Below are 26,663 nucleotides of genomic sequence, written 5' to 3' on the forward strand. Positions count from 1 at the left end.
CCGGAGGTGGGCCGCGAAGGTGCGGGGGTCTCGGTCATGTCAGCCGTGCAGTCCGCACTCGGTCTTGCCGCGGCTCGCCCAGCGGCCGGCCCGGGCGTCCTCGCCCTCCAGCACCCGGCGGGTGCAGGGGGCGCAGCCCACCGACGCGTACCCGTCCATCAGCAGCGGGTTGGTGAGCACGCCGTGCTCGGCGACGTAGGCGTCCACGTCGTCCTGGGTCCAGCGGGCGATGGGGGAGATCTTCACCTTCCGCCGCTTCTCGTCCCAGCCGACGACCGGGGTGTTCGCCCGGGTCGGGGACTCGTCGCGGCGCAGCCCGGTCGCCCAGGCCACGTACCCCCGCAGGCCCTCCTCCAGCGGTCGCACCTTGCGGAGAGCGCAGCACAGGTCGGGGTCGCGCTCGTACAGCTTCGGCCCGTACTCGGCGTCCTGCTCGGCGACGGTCTGCCTAGGGGTGAGCGTGATGACGTTGACATCCATCACAGCCTCCACGGCATCCCGGGTCCCAATAGTCTCCTCGAAGTGGTAGCCGGTGTCGAGGAACACCACATCCACGCCGGGCAGGGCGCGGGAGGCGAGATGGGCGACCACCGCGTCCTCCATGGAGGAGGTCACGCAGAAGCGCTCGCCGAAGGTCCCGGCGGCCCACCGGAGGATCTCCAGTGCGGAGGCGTCCTCCAGGTCGCGGCCCGCCTGCTCGGTCAGCGCCTTCAACTCGTCGGTGGTGCGCTCTTCCTGAACCGTCGTCATATTCGGTCCCCTCCTGTGTCCGGTCCCGTGTCCGGCCGGTCGAGCCCCTGGGCGAGCAGCCCGAGGAACTTCAGCCGGAAGGCCCGGTTGCACGCCCCGCATTCCCAGGCCCCTCCCCCGAGCCCTCGGCTTCGCTCGAGCAGGGGGGCCTCCCGTCCCTCCTCGCTGGGGCGCAGGTCCTCGTCGCCGCAGTAGGGGCAGTAGAACGGCGCGGCACGCTCGCTCACGACAGGGCCTCCGCATCCGCGCGGGCCGCCCACGTGGCGAACCGCTCGCCGTCCTCGCGCTCGGCCTCGAAGCGCTTCAGGACCCGCTCGATGTAGTCCGGCAGCTCGTCCGAGGTGACCTTCAGACCGCGCACCTTGCGGCCGAAGGACGGGTCCAGGCCGAGCGCGCCGCCCAGGTGCACCTGGTAGCCGCTGACCTGCCGGCCCTCGGCGTCGGTGACCAGCTGCCCCTTGAGGCCGATGTCCGCGGTCTGGATACGGGCGCAGGCGTTCGGGCAGCCGTTGACGTTGATGGTGAGCGGCTCCCCGAAGTCGGGCAGCCGGCGCTCCAGCTCGTCGATGAGGTCGCTGCCGCGCTCCTTGGTCTCCACGATGGCGAGCTTGCAGAACTCGATACCCGTGCAGGCCATCGTGCCGCGCCGGAAGGTCGACGGCCTGACCCGCAGGTCCAGCGCCTCCAGGGCGTCGACGAGCGAGTCCACCCGGTCCTGCGGTACGTCCAGGACGATCATCTTCTGCTCGACCGTGGTGGACACCCGTCCCGAACCGTGGTCCTCGGCCAGCGTGGCGACCTTGGTGAGCAGCGAGCCGTCCATCCGGCCCACCCGCGGCGCGAAGCCGACGTAGAACCGGCCGTCCTTCTGGCGGTGCACCCCGATGTGGTCGCGCCACCGCTGCGCGGGCATCACGGGCGCCGGGCCGTCGGCCAGCTTGCGGCCCAGGTAGTCGTCCTCCAGGACCTGGCGGAACTTCTCCGGCCCCCAGTCGGCGACCAGGAACTTCAGCCGCGCCCTGTTGCGCAGCCGCCGGTATCCGTGGTCGCGGAAGATGGAGATGACGCCTTCCCACACGTCGGGCACGTCCGCCTCGGGCACCCAGGCGCCCAGCCGCACCCCGAACTTGGGGTTGGTCGACAGACCGCCACCGACCCACAGGTCGAAACCGGGGCCGTGCTCGGGGTGGACCACGCCGACGAAGGACACGTCGTTGATCTCGTGGGCGACGTCCAGCAGCGGGGAGCCGGAGACGGCGGTCTTGAACTTGCGCGGCAGGTTGGAGAAGCGCGGGTCGCCGATGTAACGGCGGGCGATCTCGTCCAGTGCCGCCGAGCCGTCGATGATCTCGTCCTCGGCGACACCGGCGACGGGGGAGCCGAGCATGCCGCGCGGGGTGTCGCCACAGGCCTCCGTGGTGGACAGGCCGACCGACTCGAGCCGCTCCCAGATCGCGGGCACGTCCTCGATGCGGATCCAGTGGTACTGGATGTTCTGCCGGTCGGTGATGTCGGCGGTGCCGCGGGCGTACGTCTCGGCGATCTCGCCGATCACGCGCAGCTGCTCGGTGGTGAGCCGCCCGCCGGTGATGCGGACCCGCATCATGAAGTACTCGTCCTCGAGCTCCTCGGGCTCCAGCACACCGGTACGGCCGCCGTCGATCCCGGGACGACGCTGCGTGTAGAGGCCCCACCAGCGCAGGCGGCCACGCAGGTCGTTGGGGTCGATCGAGTCGAAGCCCCGCTTCGAGTAGATCGTCTCAACACGTGTCCGTACGTTGAGACCGTCGTCGTCCTTCTTGAACTGCTCGTTGCCGTTGAGCGGCGTGAAGTGTCCCGCGGCCCACTGGCCCTCTCCGCGGTGACGGCTCACCTTGCGGCGGGGGGTCGCGGCGGCAGGGTTCTGCGGGCTGGCGGCCATGGTTGATACGTCCTTCGGGACAGACGGGGATGCGGCTCTGACCTGCGCATGACGATGCAGGGGCATGCAGCGCGTCATTGCGCGGGGAGTTCGGTGGAGCGAGGCTGAATCGGGTGGGACCGTGCGGTACCGATCGGGGTGGACCGGAGCGGGCCGAAGAGGGGCTGTCGAGTGCTGCTGAACGTGCTCTCAGCGCGCCGGACAGATGGCGCTGGACATGCGGCCGAGGTCGACGTGCCGCCGACTCACCAAGGCGATTCCCGTTCCAGGCATGACGGAAGCGTGGCACGGAGATCTGGACACAGTCCAGCTTCGTCCATGATGCGGACATCTTCGTCTCGGCATGGGAGACGGAGGTGGTTTTGGTCACAGGCGGCGCGGGCGGTCTTGTCCGCGCAGCTCAGGAGGGGTGGATGTGGTGGGCGCGTACGGGGCGGGCAGCGCGGGGCGCGACGAGGCAGGAGCGGTGCTCAGGCCGGGTGCGCTCCCGGCCACGGGCCCGGGGCGGCGACCTCGTCCTCGTCCTCGTCCTCGACCTTGGTGTCGAACAGCCGGAATCCCCGACGCCGGTAATTGTCCATCGCGTGTTCGCCGTCCTTGCTGCACGTGTGCAGCCAGACCCGCGCGGTCGGCTTCCGTTCCGGCCACCGCTCCGCCAGATCCCAGGCCCGCGCGACGCCGTACGACAGGAGGTGCCCGCCGATGCGCCGGCCCCGGAAGGCGGGGATCAGCCCGAAGTGGACGATCTCCACGACCCCGTCGCCCTGCGCCCGAAGCTCCACGTACCCCGCGGGCGTTCCCCGCTCGTACGCCACCCAGGTCTCCGTGCCGGGCCGGTCCAGGTGCTCCAGCCACCGCGCGTACGTCCAGCCCAGCCGGTCCGTCCAGCGGATGTCACCGCCGACCGACGCGTACAGGAAGCGGCTGAACTCCGGGGACGGCACCTCGGCGCGCACGACCCGTACGTCCCCCTCCGGCACGGCGGCCGGCCGGAGGTCGGTGGGCGCGGTCTGCTCCAGGGACCAGGTGGTCACGGCGATGCTCGTCATACCGGAAAGGGAACCACCCGGCGCGGACGCCTGTCGAATGCCCGGTCCGTGCGGCGCGGGGAGCGGCAGGCCCCTGGCCGGGTTCAGCGGCCGGGTTCAGTCCAGCGAGCCGTCGACGGAGGTCAGGGGCAGGGCGAAGAGCATGCGGCCGGACTGGGACCACATCTCGCCGGTCTCCTGCCAGTAGGACAGGGACGCCGACGCACCGCTCCAGCAGCGGTGCGTCTCGTCCGCCCCGCACCGGGTGGGCCGGGCCCCCTCCGTGTCCTGTCGCCACAGCGTCCCGCGCTCGTCCGACGTCCCGGTCATCCGGCCCAGGTACCAGCCCGACCCGTACGACAGCACACTGCGCACATGGGTCAGCTTCGTCTCGTACGCCGCGGCCGGGTCCACCTTCAGCAGCGGGTCCGTGGCCAGCAGCCCCGTGCGGGCCTCGGCGTCGTCGAACGCGTACCGCCACAGCCGGGTCGGCCCGTCGTGGTCCTCGGCGACCGCCTCGTGTGCGACCAGACTGTCCGGCGCCGTGCTGCGGTCCAGGGAGATGCCGCCCGGCTGCGGGGCGGCCGCGTCGGCCGTCCGGTACGCGGCGACGGCGGGCAGCACGTACCGTGCCCCGGCCGCCGACCAGCCGCCGGGCACCCGCCCGACCGTCGAACCGCCCACGGTGGCCCGCTGGACGCGGTCCACGTCGTACACGTACAGCGCGCTGCCGTCCCCCCGCCCGGCGGTGACCAGCAGCTTGTCCTGGTACCAGACCATGCCCGTCACGGGGGAGACCAGTCCGCGGTAGTCCTGCCCCCCGGAGACCGGGACGGCGAGCTGGGCCCAGGTGTAGCGGAGGTCGTCGGGGTCACCGGCGTCGATGAACGCGACCCGCGCGAGCCCCTGCCCCGCGCCGGCACCCGCCACGGCCGGAACCTGCGCGGTGGTGCCGTCCGCCGTGGTGCCGCCCCGGCTCCAGGCGGAGAGCACCACCCGGTCCGGGCCCCAGTGGCCGTCGTCGTCCGCGTCCCCGGACGTGGTGACGGCGCCGGGACTCCAGCCCTCGACGTCGGCGCCGTCCCAGCAGTACGTGCGCGTGGCCGCGGGCTCGAGGGGCAGCCCGCGCCGGTCCTCGTCCGTACAGGACCCCGCGTCGCGCAGCGAACCGTCGGTGTCGTCGAGCACGGACCGGACACCGACGGGCCGCCCCATCTCGGAGGAGAGCCGGTCGAGCCACTCCGGTGGCACACGGGTCTCGGACAGCCGCAGCGGCGCGGTCTCGGCGGCCCTGGTGAGCGGCTTCAGCGCCCCGGGGTCGTCCGCGTCGGTGGCCTGCGACGTGCTGATCATGGTGGCCGCCGCGGTGAGCGCGAGCGCGGTTCCGGCCAGCGTCGCCCGCAGCGCCTTGCCCCGCCTGCGCCGACGGTGTCTGCCGCGATGCTTCATAACGTCCTCCCGAGGCGAGCCAACTGCGTCCGGCGATCCGACCGTTGACCTTCCGACCGATGACCGTTGACCGTGGAGCAGGTGAGGGTGGCCCGTGGGGCGATGCTACGGCAGACAGCCCCGCAGGGGATGAAGACCCGGCAAATCCGCAGAACAAGCGGCCCGGCGCGCGGTGATGTGCTGTGCTGGACCCTCAGGGCCCGGACTTTCCGGGCCGGGGGCCCGGCGGACTCTCCGGGCCGCGCGCGTCGTGTCCACGCCGGCCAGATGCCCCACGTCTATCGGCGAGAGCGGCACTGATCCTCCCGGGGAAAGACTCGGAGGACAGCCCACGGCCCACCGGCCGTGCCCCCGAGATCCGTTCTGGCCGTCGTCGGTCCCATGGTGCCGTGTGTCCCCGGCGGGATCGTTCGGTGCGGACACAGACAGCAGCAAGTTGCAACCCCCTGCAACCCTGGCGGACCGCCCCGCACTGCTTGAAACTTGAGCGACGCCGTCCCGAGCGGCGTCCACGGCTCCAAGGGGCCTGTGCGGCGGGGGTGGTGCCGTGTCGGCGCAGCACCACCCCCGCGTCATACCCGGTCGTCGTGCCGGGGATGTCGAAACCGGCTCCTCCCGGCCGGGTCGCCCCGTTCGATTCGCGGCCGGACAGCCCTCCGCCGTCTCCCGCCCGGGACAGCCCTCTGCCGTCTCACACCTCCGGCCGGGCCCGTTCCACCACCGTCGCGAGGTCGAGGGTGTGCGGCAGCGTCCCGAAGGCCGCGCCCCCGTCACCGCCCAGCCGTGCCGCGCAGAACGCGTCGGCGACCTGCGGCGGCGCGTACCGCACCAGCAGCGAGCCCTGGAGCACCAGCGCGAGCCGTTCCACGAGCCGCCGGGCGCGCCCCTCGGCGCCCTCCAGGTCGGCCAGTTCGGTCAGCAGGTCCTTGATCGCGCCGTCCAGCCGGTGATCGGCCCCGCGTGCCCGCCCGACCTCGCCGAGGTACGCGTCCAGCACCTGCGGATCCCGGCTCAGCGCGCGCAGCACGTCCAGCGCCTGGACGTTGCCCGCGCCCTCCCACACCGAGTTCAGCGGGGACTCGCGCACCAGCCGGGGCATCCCCGACTCCTCCACGTACCCGTTGCCGCCCAGGCACTCCGCCGCCTCCACCGCGACGGGCGCGCACCGCTTGGTCACCCAGTACTTGGCGGCCGGCACCGCGATCCGCAGCAGCGCCCGCTCCCGCTCGCTCCCGTCGTCGTAGGCCGCGGCGAGCCGCAGCGCCAGCGTGGTGGCCGCCTCCGACTCCAGGGCGAGATCGGCCAGGACGTTGCGCATCAGCGGCTTGTCGACCAGCTTGCCGCCGAACGCCTCCCGGTACGTGCAGTGGTGCACCGCCTGCGCCACGGCCTGCCGCATCAGCCCGGCCGAGCCCAGCACGCAGTCCAGCCGGGTCGCCGCCACCATCCCGATGACGGTGCGCACCCCACGCCCCTCGTCCCCGACCCGCCGTGCCCACGTCCCCGCGAACTCGACCTCCGAGGACGCGTTGGACCGGTTGCCCAGCTTGTCCTTGAGCCGCTGGATCAGGAACACGTTGCGCGAGCCGTCCTCGAGCACGCGCGGCACCAGGAAACAGGTGAGCCCGCCGGGTGCCTGCGCCAGCACCAGGAACGCGTCCGACATCGGCGCCGAGCAGAACCACTTGTGCCCGGTCAGCTCGTAGGTCCCGTCCTCGGCCAGCGGCCGCGCGGACGTCGTGTTGGCCCGTACGTCGCTGCCGCCCTGCTTCTCCGTCATGCCCATCCCGAAGAGCACACCGGACTTCTCGTGGGCGGGCCGCAGCGCCCGGTCGTACACCGCCGACGTCAGCCGCGGCTCCCACTCGGCGGCGAGCGCCGGGTCCGCGCGCAGGGCGGGCACGGCCGCGTGCGTCATCGACAGCGGGCAGCCGTTCCCGGCCTCGACCTGCGACCACACCACGAACCCCGCCGCCCGCCGCACATGCCCGCCCGGCCGCGCCCATGCGCCCGTCAGACCCGCCGAGACGCCCTTGCCGAGCAACCGGTGCCAGGCAGGATGGAAGTCGACCTCGTCGATCCGGTGCCCGTACCGGTCGTGGGTGCGCAGCCGGGGCGGGTTCTCATTGGCCTGCGCCCCCCATTCCTGCACCTGGGCGGAGCCGGAGGTGTGTCCGAGCGCCGACAGCTCGGACAGGCCCTCGTCCAGCAGCGACGGATCCAGATGCCGTGCGACGGCCTCCGTCAGTGCCCGGTCGGCGGTGAACACGTCGTACTGCGCCAGCGGCGGAGTCTGGTTGGTCACGGTGTGCGTGGTACCTGCCATGAACACGAACCTACCCGGCACCGCCCTCCGCATCACCCCGCAGGCACCCCGCGACCGCCTCGGGACCCTTCGAGTGAGGCCGACCAGGCACGACGGATACCTTTGGTTCGTGCAGCCAGCAAGCGAATCCCCCGACGCGCCCTCCGGCCGACTCCACCGGGCCCGGGCCCTGTACCGCAATGTCTCCAAACGGAGGACCGCCTGGCTGCTGCTCAAGGACACCGTCAACTCCTGCATGGAGTACCGGATCCTGGGCCTCGCCGCGGAGGCGGCCTTCTTCACCCTGCTGTCGGTGCCCCCGCTGCTGCTCAGCCTGATCGGCCTGCTCGGCTACGTCGACACCTGGACCGGCGCCGAGACCACCCAGAGCGTGCGGACCAACATCATCGAGGCCTCCCGCGCGGTGCTGTCGGACCGGGGCGTGAGCCAGATCGCCGAGCCGATCCTGGACGACGTGATGGAGGGCGGCCGGCCCGACGTCATCTCCCTCGGCTTCCTCTTCGCCCTCTGGTCGGGCTCCCGCGCGGTGAACGTCTTCATCGACACCATCACCGTCATGTACGGCCTCGACGGTGTGCGCGGCATCGTCAAGACCCGGCTGATGGCCTTCCTGCTGTTCATCGTGGCCCTGTTGATCGGCTCGGTCGCGCTGCCCCTCATGGTGGCCGGCCCCGACGCCGTGGTCAGCGTCGTCCCCTGGTCGACGACGCTCGTACAGATCCTCTACTGGCCCGTGGTGATCCTGCTGTCAGTGGCCTTCCTGACCACGCTGTACCACGTCTCCGTGCCCGTACGGTCCCCGTGGATCGAGGACGTGCCCGGCGCGCTGGTCGCCCTCGCCATGTGGGTGTTCGGCAGCTTCCTGCTGCGGATCTACCTGACCAGCACCATCGAGGGCCCCACCATCTACGGCTCCCTCGCCGCCCCCGTCGCCGTACTGCTGTGGATCGGCGTCTCCGCCTTCGCCGTGCTCGTCGGGGCCGCGGTCAACGCCGCGATCGACCGGGTCTGGCCGGCCGCCGCGACCGCCACCGCCCGCGAGGCGAACGAGCGGCTGCGGCAGGAGCAGGTCGCCGAGTACGTCGCCCGCACCTCCGCGGCGGCCGGCGACGAGGCAGACCCCGACATGCCCTCCGAGTTCCCCGAACGCTGGTCCCGCTTCCTGCCCCCGGAGGACGTCACGGCCCGCCTGCGCACCCACGCGAAGAGCAGCCACCACCCCCACCCGAGGAACGGGGAAGGGCCCGCGGACCCGGCGCCACCGTCCGGCGAGGACACGTAGCGTGCTCACGGCTTCCAGGTCCCCGCGGCCGCCTCCTCCCGTACGAAGTCCGAGAAGTCCCGCGGCTCCCGGCCGCCCAGCACCTGCCGCACCACCCCGTCCTCCACCCGCGCGTTGCGGCCGTCCAGAAGGGCGGCGAACACGCCGGTGAGGAACCCGGCCTCCTCGGGCGGCACCCCGAACCCGGTGAGCGCCTCGCCGTAGCCCTGGGCGGACACCGCGCGGTACGTCAGTTCACGTCCCGTCGCCCGCGCGATCTCCGCGACCGCCTCCCCGAACGTCAGCAGCCGCGGCCCCGTCACCGTGAGACTCCGCCCGGCGTACCGCTCCCCGCCGGTCAGCGCGGCGACCACGACCTCCGCGATGTCCCGCGCGTCCACGAACGGCTCCGGCACCTCACCGGCCGGGAACACCAGCTCCCCGGTCCGGCGCAGTTCCTCCACCAGCGGTCCCTCGCTGAAGTTCTGCGCGAACCACGCCGCCCGTACGACGGTCCAGTCCGCGCCCGACGCCCGCAGCGCCTCCTCCGTGGGCAGCGCCTGGTCCTCGCCCCGCGCGGACAGCAGCACCAGCCGCCGTACGCCCAGCCCGAGCGCCTGTTCGGCGAGCGCGCCGACCGCCTCGGCGGTCCCCGGTGCGCCCACGTCCGAGGGGTGCACGAGGTAGGCCGCGTCGGCGCCCCGCAGGGTGTCCGCCCAGGTCGTACGGTCCTCCCAGTCGAACCCGGTGGCCCGGGACGCCGCCCGCACCGTGAGCCCCGCCGCCTCGGCCGCCCGCGCCACCCGGCTTCCGGTACGCCCCGAGGCCCCCGTGACGACCACTGTCATGCCTGCTGTGCTCTTGCCCTGTGTCATGCCTACGAGTCAACTGCCCCCAGCCCGCCCGGACCATCGCCGAACGGCTCATTCCCATAAGCCCGCGTCTACGCTGAAGCCCATGGACGCTCTCACCGGCCTGCTGGAAGGCCCCCGCGCCCGTGGCGCGTTCATGATCCGGGCCTGTTTCGACCCGCCCTGGGCGGTCCGGATCGAGGACCGCGCCCCGCTGACCGTGATGCTCCTCGTCCGCGGCGAGGCCTGGCTGGCGCCGGACAGCGGCGTCCGGCGGCTGCTGCGCCCCGGTGACCTCGCCATCGCGCGCGGTCCCGACCCGTACACGTGCGCCGACGCCCCCGACACCCCGCCGCAGGCGCTGATCCTGCCGGGCGGCGAGTGCCACTACCCCGACGGACGCCCCCTGAACGGCGTCATGGACCTCGGCGTCCGCACCTGGGGCGACCGGACCGACGGCGCCACGGTCATGCTCATCGGCACCTACCGGATGCAGGGCGAGATCGGCGGCCGCCTGCTCGACGCGCTCCCGCCCCTGCTCCTCCTCACCGCCGACGACTGGGACTGCCCGCTCACCCCGGTCCTCGCGGCGGAGATCGTGCGGGACGAACCCGGCCAGGAGGTCGTCCTCGACCGGCTGCTCGACCTGCTGGTCATCGCCGCCCTGCGGGCCTGGTTCGCCCGCCCCGAGGCGGCACCGCCCGCCTGGTACGGGGCGCTGGGCGACCCCGTCGTCGGCCCGGTGCTGCGCCTCCTCCAGGACGATCCCGCCCACCCCTGGACGGTCGCCGCGCTCGCCGCGAAGGCCGGCGTCTCGCGCGCCGCGCTGGCCCGACGCTTCACGGAACTCGTCGGCGAGCCCCCGATGACGTACCTCACCGGCTGGCGCCTCGCCCTCGCGGCGGACCGCCTCCGCGACACCGACGACACTCTCGGCGCGATCGCCCGCCACGTCGGCTACGGCAGCGCCTTCGCCCTGTCGACGGCCTTCAAACGGGCGTACGGTGTCAGCCCACAGGAGTGGCGGACGCGGGCCGCGTAGCCTGGGCCACGTGTACAGCGAACGGGCGTCACGGCTGCCGGGCGCGGTCGTGTGGACCAGCACCCCGGCCGGCGCGGAAGCGGGCCGAGTACTCCCCGACGGCTGCATGGACCTGCTCTGGCACGACGGACGCCTGCTGGTCGCGGGCCCCGACACCCACGCCCACCTCACCGAGGCCGGCACGTCGGGCCCCTGGGCAGGCATCCGCTTCCGCCCCGGCACCCTCCCCGCGCTGTTGGGAGTGCCCGCGCACGAACTGCGCGATCGGCGCCCCGGCCTGGCGGACCTGTGGCCGACGGCGGAGGTACGCCGAGCGACCGCCCTGGTGAACGCGGCGGCCGACCCGGCGCGCGGCCTGGAGGACCTGGCCCTGAGGAGGACAGCCGAGGTCGCCATCCGGCCCGATCCGGTGCTTCGACAAGTCGTGGCCGCCCTGGACGCGGGCCGCCCGGTCGCGGAGACGGCCGACGAACTAGGCCTTGGCGCGCGCCAGTTGCACCGCCGTTCACTCATCGCATTCGGCTACGGCCCCAAGACCCTGGCCCGCATCCTCCGCCTGCGCCGAGCCCTCGCCCTGGCCCGCACCGGCGCCCCCTTCGCGGAGACGGCCACCCGCACCGGCTACGCCGACCAGGCCCACCTCTCCCGCGACGTACGGGACTTGACGGGCCTGCCGCTGGGTGAGCTACTGGCCGCTCGCGGCTAGCGGCGCGAACAGATCGACCCCGTTGCCGTCCGGGTCGAGGACGGTGGCGTACCGCTGTCCCCACACCGCGTCCCAGGGCTTGAGCTCGCTCCGGCAGCCGCTCGCCACCAACTCCTCGTACAGGGCGTCCACTTCGGTGGGACTGTCGCACCGCAGGGCGAGCGAGGCGCGCCCTCCACCCGAAGGCGGCTCCCACCCGGCGTGGAACGACCGGACGACCTCCTCGGTGTCCAGCAGCAACCGCAGTCCGCCCGGAAGTTCCGCCTCGGCATGCCCCTGCTCCTCGGCCCCGCCGGGAAACGCGAACCCGAGCCGCCGATAGAAGGCGACGGAGGCGCCCATGTCGGAGACGACCAACCCGATGGCATCAAATCGTGCACTCATGAGGTCACCGTAGGCGCGCCCCGGTTCCCCGGTCTTGAAGGAATCGGACACGGCCCGCGCGTGGGTCAGCCGCGCGGCGGTGCCGTGCTCGCGCGTTCCACCAGGCGGGTGGACAGTTCGGTGCGGGTGCTTTCCGGGTGGTGGCCGTCCATGATGCGGAGCAGGAGGTGCAGGGCGGTCGCCGCCATCTCGGACAGGGGCTGGCGGACGGTCGTCAGCGGCGGGGCGAGCCAGCGGGCCTCGGGGAGGTCGTCGAAGCCGATCACGCTCATGTCGTCCGGCACGCACAGGCCCCGTTCGGCCAGGGCCTCGTACACGCCGAGCGCCATCCGGTCCGAGCAGACGAAGACGGCCGTGGGCGGCTCGGGCAGGTCGAGGAGTTCATGGGTACGGCGGCAGGCGGTGGCCTCGTCGGACCCGGCGTGGCGCACGTACTCCGCGCGGTGCCGGACTCCCGCCGCGGCGAGGGCCGAGCGGTAGCCGGCGGCGCGGGCGCCACTGGACAGGGTGTGCCGGTGACCCGCGACGAGGGCGATGCGCTCGTGCCCCAGGGACAGGAGATGCTCGGTCGCCGTGACCCCGCCCTGCCAGTTCGCCGCACCCACCGACACGACGCCGGGCGGGGGTTCGAGCACCGGGTCGATCATGACGAACGGAATGCGGTGCTGCTCCAGCCAGGCGTACTGGGGCATGCCCAGCTCGGCCAGGTTGAACAGGACCCCCGACGATCCGCGGGTCACCAGCTTGTCCAGCCAGCCACGTTCCGGGCGGCCGGAGTGGCCGCGGGCCAGCGCGGCCGACACCACGATCTCCAGGCCCGCGTCGTGCGCCGCCTCCTCCGCGCCGTGCAGGACCGCGCCGGACCCCGAACTCCCCAGCGAGTCCACCACGAGGTCCACCATGCGCGGAGCCCTCGCCCCGTCGAACCGGGGTCTGCGCACATAGCCGAGCCGGTCCAGCGCCTCCGTGACCCGGCGCCGGGTCTCCGGGGCCACGTCCTCGCGCCCGTTGACCACCTTGGACGCGGTCGGCACCGACACCCCCGCCTCGCGGGCCACGACCGCCAGCGTCGGCCCGGCCCCCACGCTCGCCCGTCCCGCACCTCCCGTACGGACCATCGGGACCCCACCTCTCCGGCCCAGCCGAGGGCCACCGTATAGAAAGCGCTTCCTACTGTAGATCCGGTGCAACCCGGCGGGAAGAACCCGCACACGGCCGACGGGCGCGAGGCACCTTCGCACCTCTACTGGTTCGCCTGCCCTCCGGCCACCGCGTCGGCATGGAGAGGCGGGAACCCAACTGTCGCCCTGCGGCCGCGGAGGAGTGTCAGTGGTGCCGTCTAGGGTCACCGCATGACGGACACAGAGCTTGCCGCGTTCGATGCGGCGTGGGAGCGCTTCGAACACTGGTTATCGGTGCGCGCTCCCATCGACCGGGCCGCCCTGCTGCCGCCTGCCACCGCCGAGGAGATCGCGGCCCTCGAAGCGCGACTCGGGTTTCCGCTCCACCCGCATGTGAGAGCACTTCTGCAGCGGCACGACGGCGTCATGCCGGATCCGGAGCCGGCCAGCCACCACGCCGGCGCGTTCCTGCCGCTGGGGCACCGGCTCATCGGAACCGACAGCATCGCGCGGGGGCACGAGTTCCTGGCGGACGAGATGGCGGAGCTCATCGCCAACGGGTACTGGGAGGAGGACACGCTCTACGGCCACGCCCACCAGTGGGTGCCCTTCGCGTATCCCATCGACGGAGGGATCGCCTTCGTCGACCATCGCCCCGGCCCGACCTACGGTCACGTCTACGAGACGGGCCTCGGATCGGGAGCCGTCGAGGCCACCAGGTGGGCGTCCAGCCTGGCCGAACTCTTCGACGGCCTGGCCGCGAGCCTGGACACCGGCGAACGCTACTTGAGGGACTGGCCCACACCTTACGAACTTCCCTCAGGGCATTTCTGCCTGGTCTGGGACAGCCGCACCACCCGCCCGGGAAACAGCGGCACCCGGGACTGGCCTTCACCCCGCCCCCTCGACTCGCCACTGCGGTCGGCTTCGGCCCTCCCCCCGCCTCGTTTGGGCCGTGCGCTGGGCGCGCTCCCTGAACGAAGCCGAATGCCGCGGGTTTCGGGACGGTGAGGCAGGTGGCTGACCGAGGGAAGGGGGAGAGCGTCCTGCGGGGGTGGGAGCGGGGCGTTCCGTAACTGGGCGAGCATGTCCTGCGCTCCTGCGCTCCTGTGCTCCTGCGCCCGGGTATTTCTCACCTCGTCAGGTCTTCCTCCAGGGTGATCCGGTCCGGTGTTTCCAAGTGACCGCACCGAGGCCCGCAACGGCTCAGAACCCCGCCATCGACTTGTCGAGCACTCCTCCCACCGCGCCGTGGAGACTGCATCGCGCGGTGTGTCCGGCTTTGCGGCGGAGGGCGAATCCCGAGAGGAAGGAGAGCGCGAAGAGCCCGGCAAGGACCACGGTCGCGGCCGGGTGGTAGAAGAAGTGGACGAAGCCTGCGATGCCCGTCCAGACCAGGACCGGCAGGAGGGAGCCGAGGAGAACGATCCGGAACGTGACCGGCGCCGCCCCGGCGGGCGGCACCTTTCCGTGCCAGACCTCGATGTGGTTTCTGGTCACGCAGTGTTCAGGACGCATGAAACCGTCAGATCATCGCCGGGCGGTGGTCGAGATACACGGGATTGTCATGGCCACGGCCATCCGGTTCGGGTCCGTTTTCGGGCGACGCCGGTTCTTTCCCGGTGATCTCACGAGGGAATGCGAAGCTTGGTCTCCCGTACGGGGTTGTCGAGGAGGAGCGGGAAACCATGCGTGAGGTGAGCCGGGCCGATGTGGTGCTTTCCGGATACGGTCCGGTCGGGCAGGCCTTCGTCGAGCACCTGGCGCGGCAGGGAGACGGGCTGGCCCGCCGGCACGGCGTACGGGTGAACGTGGCTGTCGTCCGGGCGAGTTCCGCGCAATGCCGGCTCCGCGAGGGCGAGCCCGTGCCGTCCCGCTCGGCGTGGAGTCCGTTGGCCTCGCTGGAGGACACGTTCGACCGGACCGCTGCCCGCGTGTTCGTCCAGGCGATCCCGTCCTCACCCCAACTCCGGCGGCATGCCGCGGAGGAGGCCCTGGTCGCCCTGCGCAGAGGGGTCCATGTCGTCACGGCCACCAAGAGCCACCTGCTCAGCCACTGGCGGGACCTCGACGAAGCGGCCCGTGCGGCCGGCAGCATGATCAGGATCTCCGGGGCGACGGGAGCCGCTCTGCCGGCGGGGGACCTGGCCAGGACCTCGTTGCGCGGTCTGGGCTGCACGACGATTCGGGCCTGCCCGAACGGCACCGCCACGTTCGTCCTCGATCGCCTCGCCGAGGGCGACTCGCTGGGTGAGGCGGTCCGGGAGGCTCAGCGCCGGGGGACCGCGGAAGCGGATCCGTCGTCCGACCTGTCCGGCGAGGATGCCGCCACCAAGGTGCGGCTGCTGGCAGCGCTGGCCTGGGAATGGGACCCGGCGTCCGTACGGGTGCAGGCGGAGCCGGTGGATGAGAACACTCCCCGGGCGGCACTGGACGCGGTCTCCCGAGCGCGCCGCCTGCGGGCCGTGGCAAGCGCGTCCGCGGATGAGCCCCACCTTGTCCGTGTCCGACTGGAGGAGACGGAACCCGGTGATCCCCTGCACGCCCTCGTCGGACCGGAAAAGGCCGTGGTGTTCGGCTGCCCCGACGCCGGCGACGTGATCGTGAGCGGGGGACGCTCGAGCCCCCTGGGCGCCGCGCTCGCCCTGGTGAAGGACACCGTCGAGGTCACGGCTCCCCGCACCGGGTTCCTCTGATACGTGGCACGCGGGGGACCTGGTCTCCGGGGCGGTGGGAACGGGGCAGGGCGGTCGGGGCGGTCAGCCCTCGACGGTCCTGGTCCCGACCCCGGGAGTCCCCTTGTCCCCTCAGTGTCCGTAGCACCGGCAGACGGAGGGATCACGGTCGGCGAGCAGCACGGACAACTTCTCCGCATCCTCGGTCGGACCGTGCCACGCGGCCTTGGTGAGCGGGCGGAAGGCGATCGGTTCCAGCCCGCCTCCACCCGCGCGCCACACCCCGGCGACCTGGCTCTGTCCGCCGGGAGCTTCGCGCGCTCGGTCGGCTCGGTCGCCTCAGTAGACGCTCAGGCCGTACGCCGACAGCCACTCGGACACCGGCTGGTAGTAGGTGGAGCCTCCCGAGCTGCAGTTACCGCTGCCGGCGACGATGACGCCGACAGCCGTGCTGCCCGAGAAAGCCGGACCGCCGGTGTCGCCGGGCTCGGAGCAGATGGTGGACCGGAACAGTCCGTATACGGTTCCCCCGCCGTAGTCGATGGTGACGTTCACGGCCTGGACGGTCCCGCAGCGGTATCCGGTGGTCCGCCCGACGTGGCAGATCGACTGTCCGACGGCGGGATGCGCCGCGTTGGTGATGTCGCGGGCACCGGCGCCGGCGCCCAGCGAGACCTCGCCCGGGTGGGCGACCGCCGTATTGGTGTACCGGATGCTCGCGTAGTCGCTGCCCGGGAAACTCACTCCCGCGGTGACGCCGACGGCGACGGTCAGGGCGGCGTCGGCGTACCAGGTGCGGGCGCCCTGGGCGCACCGGCCCGAAACGAGCGCGTACAGCGTGGAGCCGGAGCGGGCGTTGAAGCCCACGGTGCAGCGGGCGCCGGTGCTGTAGAGGGTGTCGCCGCCGCGCACCGAGACGGCCGCCTGTCGCCCCGCCCGCTCCCCGGCATGGGAGGCTGATCCGACGGCGGCGGACCAGCCGAGGAGCAGTGTCAGTACGACGACGGTCCGGACGACGGTTCGCAGGGGTCTTTCGGAACGCGTGGGACTCACGGCGGCCTCCTATGGCATGTGCCTGCCATTGTGTGCCTCCCGTACTCGGACGGTCAGGCCGAAAGCCGCCAACCACCGGGCGCGTGGACGGGGCCGTCGGCCGTCCACGTGCGCGAGGATCACGGGCTGTGAAGATCGCACCGTTGCCACGGAGACAATCGCGGGAAGCGGCCGCCTCGGAGCACCTCCACCAACTATTGATCCGAAACGCTTTGGGTTCGCACTCGTTGACGGTGCGTGAGTGATCTGGTGGAGGATGCGCGGACCAGCCCGGCCGCTCAGCGCGGAGCCTCCCCGCGTACCTCTCGAAGTAGCGGCGTTGCAGCCCTGGTGATCGATATCCTTCGACGGCCAGGAACCCCAGGCCGGCCGGTAAGTGTGTGCGCCTGAAGCAGACACTCGAACATGCCTTCCCGTAGATGGAAGAAGGCGTTCGGATCATCCTGCTCCGGTAGGCCCACAAGGAGCGGGCCGCCCCTGCGGATACCGATCACCGGTTCACCGCACTCGCGCACAGGGACGACCGCTACCCGTGGATCCGGCACCAAGATGATCCTGCCCATCCGGCGATGGTCCTGCGTCTACGCCGTGGCACGGTCCTGCGTCGGTACGGGCAGGAACGCGGTCCAGGTCTCCGGGCTTCCGTACCTGTTCGATGTGCACCTCTGTTCCGCCCGGGGAACGCTGTGTGTGGCCCGCCGCCTCGCGGAAGGTGGCGAGCAGGGCGCCCACCGTCTTCATCGCGGAGGCGTTCCTGCGGTGAGTGCGGAGCGGCCCGTCCACGCGGGTGTCCACTTCCACAAGGGCTGTTGCGGCGGGCCCGTGCCTGACGGGCGATGACGGTCACGGGAGGACGCCCACGCTCCCGTCCTTGTCCACGCCCCCGCCCGGCACCGGGCGGGCGAGGTCGGGGTCGCCGAACTCGGTGCGCAGGGCCCGGAAGGCGGTCACCTTCTCCTCGCCGAAGCGGCGGACGTGGACGGCGTACGCGTCGGGGGAGAGGAACACCGACGGTCTGGACTTGCTGTGGAACTTGTCCGCGTACATCACCAGCCGCTCCTCCTGCGTCGCCGCCGTGTAGTCGGCGGGAGGCAGGGGGAGGCCCAGGCGCGCGATGTCGTGCCGGGTGATCCCGACTCCGGTGTGGTGGGAGCAGAACCGGCACAGGGCCTCGGGAAAGCCCTCCTCTTCGAGGATCTCCTGACCGAGCAGTCCGTGCCGGACGTAGCTCTTGTGGTCCAGCCGGCCGTCGTCCCCGTAGAGGCGGTAGACGCCGATGTCGTGGAGGAGACAGCCGGCGCGGACCAGGTCGGCGTCGAGGTGGGCGAGGTGCGGCGCGGAAAGGAGCTGCCCGGCGATGCTCCAGACGATCTCGCAGTGGGTGTGGACGAGCGCGAACGCCTCGGCGGTGGGCGCGTGCTTCTCGTGCAGCGCGCGGATCTCCTCGGGGCCTGGAATCCTCATCCCGGAATCCTGAACAATTACCGTTTCGTTCACTTGGTCTGGCACTCCTTCACGTCGAGCGGCTTGGTGTCGCCGGCCGTTCTGCTGCACAGGACCTCCGCCTCCGAGACGCCGGCCGGGGTTCTGCGGACCCGCTTGACGAGGATGCCGTGGCCGTGCCGTTCGCCGTACAGGGGCGCGTTGGTGAAGTCGATCGTCCCGGTGGCCATCCTGTCGAGCCTGACGCTCCTGAGGTTGACCCAGGTCGCCGCGCGGCTCTGGGGCGCGTCCTCGCGGCTGGCCGCCCAGTACAGCGCACGCGCGGCGTCGTGGGAGAGGGCCGTCTGGCCGCTGGCGAAGTCGGGGGTGGTGTACGGGAGCCGGTCCTGCTCGATCCAGGTGAGGTGACGGGCGGCGTCCTCGTAGAAGGCGGTGGCGGGTGCGGCGTCCTCCAGCTCGGCCAGGGCCGCGTGGTACAGCGTGATCTGCGGGGCCACACCGTCGCTGCCGCCCGTACCGGAGAACCTGGCCTTGCTCAGGTCGTCGCCCGTGAGGATGGAGATCTCCTTGTTCGCGCAGCCCGGCTGGGTGCTCAGCTGGGTCATCAGCGGTCCGACGTCCTCGACCCGTCCGGCGAAGTAGATCACCGAGGGGACGTTCTCCCCCTGGCATATGCGCTCCGCGTGCAGCCGCAGCTCGGGGTCGCCGTTCACCACCCGGTACTCCTGTGTGGGCAGCATCCGGAAGCTTTCCCGCTTCAGCATCTCCCCGCCGTAGGCGGCCTGCTCGCTGGTGTAACGGTCCTGCGAGCCCTTGAGGTCGCGGGCCAGCACCAGGGCGTGCGTGGCCCTGCCGGGGGTGCGCAGCTGCCGGGCGACGTGACCGAGGGCCTCTGCCTGGTGCTCGTCGGGAGCCGCGAGACTGAACCAGTTGGAGAACTCCTTCGGCAGGTAGCTCGCCGAGTTGGTGCCGGAGACGACGGGCACTTCCGCCTTGTGGAGCCGGTCCGTGACACCGGGGCTGCTCTGCAGGTCACGGCCGAAGCCGACGACGCCGACGAAGGTCGGGTCGCGCTCGGCGTACGCGGCGATCGCCTCGGCGGTCTCCCTCTGGTGTCCCATGTCCGCGCCGCCGTTGGCGAGCAGCACCCGCATCTTCACCGTGTGGTTCTCGTTGACGACGCGCTGGGCGAGGTACACGCCGGTCAGCTCCTCGACGCCCTTGACCGGTGAGGGGTTCAGCTTGGAGGAGCTCAGCGGTCCCGCGTACACCACCGTGACGTGGGTGCCGGAGTGGTTGCGCAGCACCCTGGCGTTCTCGTCGTGGATCCGGTTCTCCAGGTCGCGCAGTCTTTCGCCCTGCCTGCCGGCCTCCTCGTCGTCCGCGTCCCGGAGGTACGCGCCGAACCGGACGTCCCCGGTGGCTATCCCGACGCACTCCGTGCCGTCGCCGGGCGCGGCATGCCGTTCGGTGTCGCGGTTGGCGGTCAGCAGGCCCGCCGAGCAGTACGTCCGGTGCAGTTCGTAGGAGTGGACACCGCCCGCGGTGCAGGCGAGGACGAGGGCGAGGGCGAGGCTGTACGCCGACCACACCACGCGGACCAGGGGCAGCCGGTGCCCGGCCCTGACACAGCGCCAGTCCGTCTCCCGCAGCTGCACCAACTCCTCGCGGGGCAGCGGAATCCTGAGCACCCAGGGCAGGGCGTTCGTCCTGCTCGGCGACTGGTCGGCCCGGAGGTTGCCGGCCCATTCGTCGTACCAGTTCCGCAGCCGTTGCTGGAGCCGCGAGGGCTGGTACCGGGACGGTGACGGGGAGGCCTGTGGACTTCCGTCCGCGCCGCGGTCGAGCAGTGGCGCGTCGTCCGTCGCCACGCCCGCCACGATCAGCAGCGGGTCGAGTTCACTGCGTCGGCTGCGGACGTCGCTGACCGCCTTGATCAGTTCGATGCCGCCGTTCTCCCGTCCCGTCCGGCGCAGGAACAGCACCGGCGGACGCGTCCGCTTGAACCCCCGCAGGTCCCAGCTGCCGCGCCGGTGGTTGTTCCGCAGGTCCTCGAGGAGCGCCAGTACATGCAGCTGGAGGGGGAACGGGCCGCCCTCCCGCATGGCCTCGGTCACGTCGTAGGCGCGGGCCGCGATGGCCCTCCAGGAGTGGACGGGCCGCAGCAGCCGCACGCTGGTCGACTGGTGGCGGGCGGCGGACTGGAGGAACGTCGTGGTCAGGAACCACCGGCTCTCCCTGCGCAGCCACAGGAAGAGAGGGGCGCGGCCGGGGACGTGGTTCAGGACGGCGAGCAGGACCATCAGTCCGATGCCCGCCAGGACGGCGATGTACCACTCGGGGCGGGTGAGCAGCGAGGTGAAGGCGCCCAGGACGCCCATGGGGAGGAACTGCTGCACGTCGGTGAGCAGTATCTGCCGGCGCGGGGGTCTGCGGGGGCGCCAGTGCTGCCGGGCCAGGAGGCGCAGCAGCTGGGTCCGGGCCTGCTCCCGCTGGGTGTTCCCCTCCGGAGTGCCGGCGGGGGCGGTCGGCCAGTGCTCGCGCATCTCCGGATCGTCGGTGGCCTCCTGGAGGGCACGGACGAGGCCGAGGCGGGGGAAGGAGTAGGGCCGGTAGGCGGCGGACCGGTCGCCCCACTTCCTGGAGTCGCCGAGATCGCGCACAAGCTGTGCGGCCCGCGCCGTGGGGCTGTGGTCCCCCGGTTGCGGCCCGGTCGAGGCGACGGCCAGGCGCGTGCCGTGCTGCTGCTGCCCTTCGCGCAGCTCGTCGACGAGTTCGGTGACCCGGTCGTCGTCGGCGGGATCCTCGGCGTGCAGCACGATCACCGGCATCGGAGGATCGCTCGCCCGGAAGTCCTGGATCAGGGACTCCAGTTGGCGTTGGACGTCGATTCCCGCCTCGGTCGACATGCCCGGGTGGCCACCCGGACAGTCCTGAGGGAAACTCTGATCACGGCCGTGCACGGACACCCCCCGGTGGTCGTAAGACACATGTGTCACAAGCGCTCGGTGAGGATAACGCTTGCCCCTGACAACTGCTCCTGGTGGGACGGCGGACAGTCGGCGGCGGCGAGGCCCGGGGCGGGCGCGGGACAGCGGGCGGGGTGGGGGAACAGGGCCCCGGGAAGGCCGGCCGGTGCGCGTTCGCTACACCGGCCGCCGTAGCGTCGCGGCGATCGCCGAGACCGTCTTCGGACCCACCCGGCAGCATCCACCGATCAGCCGGGCCCCGGACTCCCGCCACCCCGTGACCTGCTCGGCGGTGAACGTGGCGCGGCCCCTCCATGCCCGCGCCCTCGCGTCCCATGCCTCGCCGCTGTTGGGGTAGACCACGACGGGTCTGCCGGTGACGCGGGCCGCGAGGGCGACCGCGTGGTCGGCGTCCTCGGGGGTGCAGCAGTTCACGCCGACCGCGACGACCTCGTCCACGTCGGCGGCGAGCGCGAAGGCGTCGGACAGGGGCTGGCCCGCGCGGGTGCGGTCGCCCTTCGCCGAGTACGACAGCCAGGCCGGGATGCCGAGGCCGGGCAGGATGCGGAGGAGGGCCTCGGCCTCGTCGGTGTCCGGGATGGTCTCCAGGGCGAGGACGTCGGGCTCCGCGGCGGCCAGGGCCTCCATGCGGGGGCGGTGGAAGCGCTCCAGCTCGGCCACGCTCAGGCCGTACCGGCCCCGGTACTCGGAGCCGTCGGCGAGCATCGCGCCGTACGGGCCGACGGAGGCCGCCACCCACAGGGGGCGGGACACCCGTGCCCGCCGGGCCGCCTCGCGGGCCGACCCGACGCTCAGGGCGAGGAGGGCGGTGGCCCGGCCGTGGTCGATGCCGCGCCGCGCGAAGCCTTCGAACGTGGCCTGGTAGCTGGCGGTGATCGCCACGTCCGCTCCCGCCTCGAAGTAGGCGAGGTGCGCCTCGGTGATCGCCTCGGGGGCCTCGGCGAGCAGGCGCGCCGACCACAGTTCGTCGCTCAGGTCGTGGCCCGCTGCCGCCAGCTGGTTGGACATGCCGCCGTCGAGAACGACCGTGCCGGCGGCGAGGAGGTCGGCCGGGGCGGGGGCGGGGGCGGTGTGCATACCGTCGACGGTAGTCGAGCCGTGAGCCGTGAGCCGTGAACCGTGAACCGTGAACCGGGCGCGGGCGCGGGCGAGCGTCTGACACGGCTCCTCGGCACGGGGCCTGGTCGGACGCCGGGGGATTCCGAAAATCCGAACGCGATCCCTCAGCGCCCCCGGCGGGCGTTGAGCCGGGCGGCCTGGCGGGTCAGGTGGTCGCGTTCGGCGAGGTTGGACGCCTTCCGGGCCGCCTCGGCGTACAGGCGTGCCGCCGTCGCCAGGTCGCCGTCGCGCTCGTGGAGGTACGCCGCCACCGCGGCGTGGCGGGGCAGTGAGCCGTCCAGCGCAGCGAGCGCCGCCAGGCCGGCGCGCGGTCCGTCGGCCTCGCCGACGGCCACCGCGCGGTTGAGCCGGACGACCGGGCTGTCGGTCAGGCGCGTGAGCTCGTCGTACCACTCGACGATCTGCCCCCAGTCGGTCTCCCCGGCGGTGGGCGCGTCGGCGTGGAGTGCCGCGATGGCGGCCTGGGCCTGGAACTCGCCCAGCCGGTCGCGGGCGAGGGCCGCCTGAAGGATCCCGACACCCTCGGCGATCGTCGCGGTGTCCCACCGGCCGCGGTCCTGCTCGGCGAGCGGCACCAGGCTGCCGTCGGGCGCGGTCCGGGCGGCGCGCCGGGCGTGGTGGAGCAGCATGAGGGCGAGCAGCCCCGCCACCTCGGGGTGGTCGATCGCGGCCGCGAGCTGCCGGGTGAGCCGGACGGCCTCGGCGGCGAGGTCGACGTCGCCGGAGTAGCCCTCGTTGAAGACCAGGTAGAGGACGCGCAGCACGGTGGCGACGTCGCCGGGCCGCTCGAACCGCACGCCGGCGACGGTGCGCTTGGCCCGGCTGATCCGCTGCGCCATGGTCGCCTCGGGCACCAGGTAGGCCCGGGCGATCTGGCGGGTGGTGAGCCCGCCGACGGCGCGCAGCGTGAGCGCGACCGCGGACGACGGCGTCAGCGACGGGTGGGCGCACAGGAAGTGGAGCTGGAGCGTGTCGTCCACCGCGGGCGCGGGTCCGGGGGCCGGCTCCTCGTCGACGCGGTCCTCCCGCCGGCGGCGGGCGGTGTCCGCGCGGGCCGCGTCGAGGAACCGGCGCCAGGCCACGGTGACCAGCCAGCCCTTGGCGTCCCGCGGTGGGTCGGCCGGCCAGACGCGGACCGCCTCGACCAGTGCGTCCTGGACGGCGTCCTCGGCCGCCGCGAAGTCGGCTCCGCGGCGGACGAGGATCGCGAGCACGCTCGGCGTGAGGCTCCGGAGGAGGAACTCGTTCACCTCGGAGGTCATTCCCTCATCACTTCTGTCGTCGTTTCCGTCGTCATTCCGTGATGGTGGGCGGCGCGGCCAGGAACGGGCGCACCTCGAGCCACTCGTGGATCGGCTTCCCGCCCGCCCCGGGGGCGGCCGACAGTTCCCCGGCCAGCTCGACGGCGCGCTCGTAGCTGTCGACGTCGATCACCATCCAGCCGGCGATGAGGTCCTTGGTCTCGGCGAACGGGCCGTCGGTGACCGGCGGGCGGCCCTCGCCGTCGTACCGGACGAACGTCCCCTCGGGGGCGAGCGCCTGACCGTCGACGAACTCACCGGTCCCCTCGAGCCGGGCGGCGAAGTCGTTCATGTACTGGATGTGGGCCGAGATCTCCTCCGGCGTCCACTGGTCCATGGGCACGTCGTTGACCGCAGCCGGGGCGCCGCGGTAGTGCTTCAGCAGCAGGTACTTGGTCATGGTGCTTCTCCTCGGTGCTGTGCGACCCATTCTGGTCGCGTTCACTGCGGGGACGGAGCCGGCCACGGGTTCTCGACATCGGCACCCGAAAACTTTTCGCCTCAGCGGACGTACCGCTTCGGCCCGCCCGAACCGTTGACCCACCCATGACAAGCGCTTACCTTTTCGACGTTCGCTGTTCGTCATGTCAGATGACTTTCGGTATGCCGAACAGAAGGAACGAGCCGAACAGCCCGCGCACGGACCACCTCCCCTCCCCGAGAGGCAGACCGCATGAGCCGCGCCGACGACCTGCCCCACCCCCACCTCCCCGAGGCGTCATCCGCTCCGTCCCCGACGCCCGCCCGCAGACTGTTGCTGAAGAGCGCCCTCGCCGCAGGCGCCCTGGCCGCCACCACCCCCGCGGTGGCCCACGCGGCCGTCCCCTCCACCCCCGCCGGCAGACCGAAGGCGGCGGTCGCCTACGTGAACCCCCTCGTCCGCAACCGCGCCGACCCGCACATCACCCGCCACACCGACGGCTACTACTACTTCACCGCCACCGCCCCCGAGTACGACCGGATCATCCTGCGCCGCTCCCGCACGCTGGCCGGGCTCGGAAGTGCCGCCGAGTCCGTGATCTGGCGGGCGCACCCCACCGGTGACATGGGCGCCCACATCTGGGCGCCGGAGATGCACCGGGTAGCCGGCAAGTGGTACATCTACTTCGCCGCCGCGCCCGCCGAGGACGTGTGGGCCATCCGCATCTGGGTGCTGGAGAACGCACACCCCAACCCCTTCCGGGGCACCTGGGTCGAGAAGGGGCGGATCAGGACCGCGTGGGAGACCTTCTCCCTGGACGCCACCACCTTCACCCACCGCGGCACCCGCTACCTCTCCTGGGCCCAGCACGAGCCCGGCATGGACAACAACACCGCCGTCTGGCTCTCCGAGATGTCCGACCCGTGGACCCTGACGGGACCCCAAGTGCGGCTGTCCACACCGGAGTACGCCTGGGAGCGCATCGGCTACAAGGTCAACGAGGGGCCGTACGTGATCCAGCGCAACGGCCGGGTCTTCATGACGTACTCGGCCAGCGCCACCGACGCCAACTACTGCATGGGCCTGCTCACCGCCCCCGGCGACAGCGACCTCATGGACGCCGCGAGCTGGTCCAAGTCGCCCGTCCCCGTCTTCACCGGCAACGACACGACCCGGCAGTACGGTCCCGGGCACAGCTGCTTCACCGTCGCCGAGGACGGCCGCACCGACGTCCTCGTCTACCACGCCCGGCAGTACAAGGAGATCAACGGGGACCCGCTCAACGACCCGAACCGCCACACCCGCGTCCAGCCCCTCGGCTGGAAGCCGGACGGCACCCCCGACTTCGGCATCCCCGTGGCCGACGGAGCCGGAACGACCCGTGGCACGGGGGTGTGACATGAGACGCCTGTACGCGGTGGTGCTCACCTTCTGCCTCGCCCTCGCCGGAGCCCTCGTCACCGCCGGGCCCGCCCAGGCCGCACCGCAGACGATCGGCAACGGCGTCCAGTTCACCGACGTCACCGGAAACCCCGTGCACGCGCACGGCGGCGGGATCATCAAGGTCGGCGCGTACTACTACTGGTTCGGCGAGCACCGCAACGACGACAACACCTTCCGGTACGTCGACGCCTACCGCTCCACCGACCTGAAGAACTGGGAGTTCCGCAACCACGTCCTCACCGAGGCCCGCGACCCGGAGCTCGCCACCGCCAACATCGAGCGGCCCAAGGTCATGTACAACGCGGCCACCGGGAAGTTCGTGATGTGGATGCACAAGGAGAACGGCTCCGACTACAGCGAGGCCCGCGCCGCCGTCGCCGTCTCCGACACCGTGGACGGCGACTACGAGTGGCGGGGCAGCTTCCGCCCGCTGGGGCAGCACATGTCCCGCGACATCACCGTCTTCACCGACACCGACGGCACCGGCTACATGATCTCGGCCGCCCGCGAGAACTACGACCTGCACATCTACCGGCTCACCGCCGACCACACCGGCATCGCGGGCCTGGTCGCCAACCCGTGGCCCGGCGGCCACCGCGAGGCGCCGGCCCTGTTCAAGCGGGGCGGCGTGTACTTCATGCTGACGTCCGGCGCCACCGGCTGGAACCCCAACCAGCAGCAGTACGCCACCGCCACCAGCCTCGCCGGCCCCTGGTCGGCGATGCGCGACGTGGGGGACGCGACCGCCCACGGATCGCAGACCGCGTTCGTCCTGCCGGTACAGGGATCCTCGGGCACGTCCTACCTGTACCTCGGGGACCGCTGGGGCAACTCCTTCGGCGGCAGGGTCAACGACTCCCGGTACGTCTGGCTGCCGCTGACCTTCCCGTCCTCCACCTCGATGTCCCTGTCCTGGTCGCCCGAGATCACCGTCGACACCGCGGCCGGGACGGTCGGCGGGACCTCCGCCACGTACAACACGCTCATCGCCCGGCACAGCGGGAAGTGCGCCGACGTGACGAGCCAGTCGCTGTGGCAGGGCGCCCAGGTCAAGCAGTACGACTGCAACGGCGGCGGCAACCAACGGTTCTGGTTCAGGCCGGTCGGCAACGGCTACCACCAACTCGTCGTGCGCAACAGCTCGTTGTGCCTCCAGGAGAACGCGAGCACCGTCACGCAGGAGAACTGCTCCGCCTCCGCCGCGGCCACCGCCCAGCAGTGGTCGGTCTCCACCACCGGCTCCTACGTGACCCTCACGTCCCGCGCGACCGGCGAGTGCCTCGACGTGTCCGGCGGTGCGACCGCCAACTCGGCCGCCCTCATCACGTACACCTGCAACGGAGGGAGCAACCAGCAGTGGACACGCGGGACATGAGGAC

24 protein-coding genes are annotated in these 26,663 nt (G+C 72.1%); 7 read left to right on the plus strand and 17 right to left on the minus strand.

The genetic code is table 11. The annotated features are described in order from the left end of the window. Positions 1 to 39: 39 nt before the first annotated feature. The 7 genes from ACFWVE_RS04340 to ACFWVE_RS04370 form a co-directional block, all read right to left on the minus strand. Complete coding sequence (locus ACFWVE_RS04340) at positions 40 to 750, minus strand: phosphoadenylyl-sulfate reductase (RefSeq protein ID WP_384008070.1); 711 nt, start codon at positions 748 to 750, stop codon at positions 40 to 42. After that, positions 747 to 977 carry a hypothetical protein gene (locus tag ACFWVE_RS04345; protein WP_384008072.1) on the minus strand — a complete coding sequence of 77 codons (231 nt, stop codon included), beginning with the start codon at positions 975 to 977 and terminating at the stop codon, positions 747 to 749. Before ACFWVE_RS04345 ends, ACFWVE_RS04340 begins: the two co-directional genes overlap by 4 nt. Further along, complete coding sequence (locus tag ACFWVE_RS04350) at positions 974 to 2,671, minus strand: nitrite/sulfite reductase (RefSeq protein ID WP_384008074.1); 1,698 nt, start codon at positions 2,669 to 2,671, stop codon at positions 974 to 976. The genes ACFWVE_RS04345 and ACFWVE_RS04350 overlap by 4 nt, the downstream gene beginning before the upstream one ends. Before the next feature lie 189 nt (positions 2,672 to 2,860). After that, complete coding sequence (locus ACFWVE_RS04355) at positions 2,861 to 3,016, minus strand: putative leader peptide (RefSeq protein WP_384008076.1); 156 nt, start codon at positions 3,014 to 3,016, stop codon at positions 2,861 to 2,863. A 125-nt stretch (positions 3,017 to 3,141) separates the two neighbouring features. Beyond that, positions 3,142 to 3,720 carry a GNAT family N-acetyltransferase gene (locus tag ACFWVE_RS04360; RefSeq protein WP_384008077.1) on the minus strand — a complete coding sequence of 193 codons (579 nt, stop codon included), beginning with the start codon at positions 3,718 to 3,720 and terminating at the stop codon, positions 3,142 to 3,144. Positions 3,721 to 3,816: 96 nt separating this feature from the next. Further along, positions 3,817 to 5,148: a hypothetical protein gene (locus tag ACFWVE_RS04365; protein ID WP_384008079.1), complete on the minus strand. Its 1,332-nt coding sequence runs from the start codon at positions 5,146 to 5,148 to the stop codon at positions 3,817 to 3,819. A gap of 691 nt (positions 5,149 to 5,839) precedes the next feature. Continuing rightward, entirely contained in the window at positions 5,840 to 7,474 is a 1,635-nt protein-coding gene (locus tag ACFWVE_RS04370) for an acyl-CoA dehydrogenase family protein (RefSeq protein ID WP_384008081.1), read from the minus strand. Positions 7,475 to 7,583: 109 nt separating this feature from the next. On the opposite strand from ACFWVE_RS04370, the gene ACFWVE_RS04375 reads away from it, so the two are divergent. Continuing rightward, complete coding sequence (locus ACFWVE_RS04375) at positions 7,584 to 8,756, plus strand: YihY/virulence factor BrkB family protein (protein ID WP_384008083.1); 1,173 nt, start codon at positions 7,584 to 7,586, stop codon at positions 8,754 to 8,756. Between the two features lie 5 nt (positions 8,757 to 8,761). Here ACFWVE_RS04375 and ACFWVE_RS04380 read toward each other — a convergent pair whose 3' ends face one another. Beyond that, positions 8,762 to 9,610 carry an NmrA family NAD(P)-binding protein gene (locus tag ACFWVE_RS04380; RefSeq protein ID WP_384008085.1) on the minus strand — a complete coding sequence of 283 codons (849 nt, stop codon included), beginning with the start codon at positions 9,608 to 9,610 and terminating at the stop codon, positions 8,762 to 8,764. Between the two features lie 82 nt (positions 9,611 to 9,692). Between ACFWVE_RS04380 and ACFWVE_RS04385 the strand changes: the two genes are divergently transcribed. Together ACFWVE_RS04385 and ACFWVE_RS04390 are read left to right on the plus strand one after the other, a co-directional pair. Continuing rightward, positions 9,693 to 10,628, plus strand: a complete 936-nt coding sequence (locus ACFWVE_RS04385) for an AraC family transcriptional regulator (RefSeq protein ID WP_384008088.1) — start codon at positions 9,693 to 9,695, stop codon at positions 10,626 to 10,628. 10 nt (positions 10,629 to 10,638) lie between these two features. Next, positions 10,639 to 11,334, plus strand: coding sequence for a helix-turn-helix domain-containing protein (locus tag ACFWVE_RS04390; protein ID WP_384008089.1), 696 nt, complete (start codon positions 10,639 to 10,641; stop codon positions 11,332 to 11,334). On the opposite strand, the gene ACFWVE_RS04395 is transcribed toward ACFWVE_RS04390, so the two are convergent. Together ACFWVE_RS04395 and ACFWVE_RS04400 are read right to left on the minus strand one after the other, a co-directional pair. Then, on the minus strand, positions 11,314 to 11,718 hold the full coding sequence (locus ACFWVE_RS04395) for a VOC family protein (RefSeq protein WP_384008091.1): 405 nt from the start codon (positions 11,716 to 11,718) through the stop codon (positions 11,314 to 11,316). The two genes, ACFWVE_RS04390 and ACFWVE_RS04395, sit on opposite strands and share 21 nt — an antisense overlap. 65 nt (positions 11,719 to 11,783) lie before the next feature. Next, positions 11,784 to 12,836, minus strand: coding sequence for a LacI family DNA-binding transcriptional regulator (locus ACFWVE_RS04400; RefSeq protein WP_384008093.1), 1,053 nt, complete (start codon positions 12,834 to 12,836; stop codon positions 11,784 to 11,786). Positions 12,837 to 13,070: 234 nt separating this feature from the next. On the opposite strand from ACFWVE_RS04400, the gene ACFWVE_RS04405 reads away from it, so the two are divergent. Then, a complete protein-coding gene (locus ACFWVE_RS04405) occupies positions 13,071 to 13,850 on the plus strand; it encodes an SMI1/KNR4 family protein (RefSeq protein WP_384008095.1) in 780 nt (259 codons plus the stop codon). 195 nt (positions 13,851 to 14,045) lie between these two features. Here the strand turns inward: ACFWVE_RS04405 and ACFWVE_RS04410 are convergent, their stop codons facing one another. Next, positions 14,046 to 14,339, minus strand: a complete 294-nt coding sequence (locus ACFWVE_RS04410) for a hypothetical protein (RefSeq protein WP_384008097.1) — start codon at positions 14,337 to 14,339, stop codon at positions 14,046 to 14,048. 188 nt (positions 14,340 to 14,527) lie between these two features. On the opposite strand from ACFWVE_RS04410, the gene ACFWVE_RS04415 reads away from it, so the two are divergent. Continuing rightward, positions 14,528 to 15,535, plus strand: a complete 1,008-nt coding sequence (locus tag ACFWVE_RS04415; protein ID WP_384008099.1) for a homoserine dehydrogenase — start codon at positions 14,528 to 14,530, stop codon at positions 15,533 to 15,535. Between the two features lie 318 nt (positions 15,536 to 15,853). Here ACFWVE_RS04415 and ACFWVE_RS04420 read toward each other — a convergent pair whose 3' ends face one another. From ACFWVE_RS04420 to ACFWVE_RS04445, 6 genes are all read right to left on the minus strand, one after another. Continuing rightward, positions 15,854 to 16,567: a S1 family peptidase gene (locus ACFWVE_RS04420; protein WP_384008101.1), complete on the minus strand. Its 714-nt coding sequence runs from the start codon at positions 16,565 to 16,567 to the stop codon at positions 15,854 to 15,856. An 843-nt stretch (positions 16,568 to 17,410) separates the two neighbouring features. Beyond that, on the minus strand, positions 17,411 to 18,031 hold the full coding sequence (locus ACFWVE_RS04425; RefSeq protein ID WP_384008102.1) for an HD domain-containing protein: 621 nt from the start codon (positions 18,029 to 18,031) through the stop codon (positions 17,411 to 17,413). A gap of 29 nt (positions 18,032 to 18,060) precedes the next feature. Beyond that, complete coding sequence (locus ACFWVE_RS04430; protein WP_384008104.1) at positions 18,061 to 20,919, minus strand: ABC transporter substrate-binding protein; 2,859 nt, start codon at positions 20,917 to 20,919, stop codon at positions 18,061 to 18,063. Positions 20,920 to 21,156: 237 nt separating this feature from the next. Next, the gene (gene mmuM, locus ACFWVE_RS04435; RefSeq protein WP_384008106.1) at positions 21,157 to 22,077 is read right to left on the minus strand and encodes a homocysteine S-methyltransferase; all 921 of its coding nucleotides are present in this window, start codon (positions 22,075 to 22,077) and stop codon (positions 21,157 to 21,159) included. A gap of 146 nt (positions 22,078 to 22,223) precedes the next feature. Beyond that, positions 22,224 to 23,369 carry an RNA polymerase sigma factor gene (locus tag ACFWVE_RS04440; RefSeq protein WP_384008178.1) on the minus strand — a complete coding sequence of 382 codons (1,146 nt, stop codon included), beginning with the start codon at positions 23,367 to 23,369 and terminating at the stop codon, positions 22,224 to 22,226. A 43-nt stretch (positions 23,370 to 23,412) separates the two neighbouring features. Further along, complete coding sequence (locus ACFWVE_RS04445; RefSeq protein ID WP_384008108.1) at positions 23,413 to 23,820, minus strand: YciI family protein; 408 nt, start codon at positions 23,818 to 23,820, stop codon at positions 23,413 to 23,415. A 273-nt stretch (positions 23,821 to 24,093) separates the two neighbouring features. Between ACFWVE_RS04445 and ACFWVE_RS04450 the strand changes: the two genes are divergently transcribed. Both ACFWVE_RS04450 and ACFWVE_RS04455 read left to right on the plus strand, forming a co-directional pair. Further along, on the plus strand, positions 24,094 to 25,239 hold the full coding sequence (locus tag ACFWVE_RS04450; RefSeq protein WP_384008110.1) for a family 43 glycosylhydrolase: 1,146 nt from the start codon (positions 24,094 to 24,096) through the stop codon (positions 25,237 to 25,239). 1 nt (position 25,240) lies between these two features. Then, the gene (locus ACFWVE_RS04455) at positions 25,241 to 26,659 is read left to right on the plus strand and encodes an RICIN domain-containing protein (RefSeq protein WP_384008112.1); all 1,419 of its coding nucleotides are present in this window, start codon (positions 25,241 to 25,243) and stop codon (positions 26,657 to 26,659) included. Positions 26,660 to 26,663 lie beyond the last annotated feature (4 nt).

The sequence above is a fragment of the Streptomyces sp. NPDC058632 genome (assembly GCF_042717095.1).
In the GTDB taxonomy this organism is placed as follows: Bacteria; Actinomycetota; Actinomycetes; order Streptomycetales; family Streptomycetaceae; genus Streptomyces.